Origin of the sequence: Paraburkholderia dilworthii (genome assembly GCF_000472525.1) — a bacterium.
GTDB classification, from domain to species: Bacteria; Pseudomonadota; Gammaproteobacteria; order Burkholderiales; family Burkholderiaceae; genus Paraburkholderia; species Paraburkholderia dilworthii.
The window spans coordinates 1-1,084 of sequence record NZ_AWZT01000140.1 but is presented as its reverse complement, the minus strand read 5'-3'; the positions used below and the strand labels follow the sequence as shown (position 1 = coordinate 1,084).

Annotated in this window: 1 protein-coding gene; it reads right to left on the bottom strand. The window is 59.4% G+C overall.

What is annotated here, in order from left to right; genetic code table 11:
* Window positions 1-198: 198 nt before the first annotated feature.
* Window positions 199-1,084 (bottom strand): IS110 family RNA-guided transposase (locus F759_RS0135630; protein ID WP_027803930.1); only part of this gene is annotated, 886 nt, incomplete at its 5' end.

Sequence of the window (1,084 nt, the reverse complement as noted above, 5' to 3'; positions counted from 1 at the left end):
AAACGTCGTTTGCGCGGGTCACGCTTCTTTCCGCAGTCGGCTCATCAATCACGGCACGCTGCACGCATTGGTCGGACAGGCATGGAGAGCCTCGCTTTTGGGCGCGCTCGGGGCGCAGCAGTCAGTTGCGGCTTCTTCCAGACCATCGTCCACGCTTCGGACGCTCCCAGTGGGATCAATGTTGGTAAGCGGTTTGCATCATGCCGTCGCCTCCATTGAGCCCCAGCGGAAGTCAGATCCGTCGATCCACATCCTGTGCAGAATAACGGCAAGTTTGCGGGCGACGGCGACAACGGCCCGGCGATGCCCACGACTCTTTTCCAGTCGCTTGCCCCACGCCTTGAGCGTGCACCAGGAGGCGCTTCGGGAGACCAGCGCATGCGCGGCGGTGTAGAGCGCGCAGCGCACATCAGGGTCACCAGCCTTCGAGATTCGCCCCGGATTGTCCATTTCGCCTGACTGGTAGCGCCGTGGCGTCAACCCGAAATGGGCCGCAACTGTTCGTGAAGACTTGAAGCGGCTCGGGTCATCAACTGCCGCCTTGAAGGTCAGCGCAGTAATGACGCCGACACCGGGTACGGTCATGAGCCGCTGGCAGACCGGATCGGTCCTGACAATGGCCTTGACTTCGTTATCAAGCTTGAGGAAAGTTCGGTAGAGCACCTGACGCGCTTCAAGCAGCGGAAGAAGGGCCCTGACAAGCAATGCATCAGCCTCTATAAGTGGGCGCACCACACTGTCATACGCACCGTGCGGGACTTTTATCGCGAGCCTGATTCCGAAGACCTTGAGCAAGCCGCGCAGTTCGTTCTCGAGATCGACACATTTGTTCAGAACGGCCTTGCGGCTTGAGAGCAGTGCGCGGATATGGTGACTCTCGATACTCTTCACATGGACGCGGCTATACCAGCCAGTGCGCAGGATCCTTGCAATGCCTCTGGCGTCGTTACGATCCGTTTTATTGCGCATCGCGCTCAATGCTGCATTGACCTGACGGGCTTCCAGGCAGACCACGTCGAATCCTGCCTGCTGCAGCCCATACGTCAGGTACTGCGTCAATGTGCCGGCTTCGAATCCAACCGTC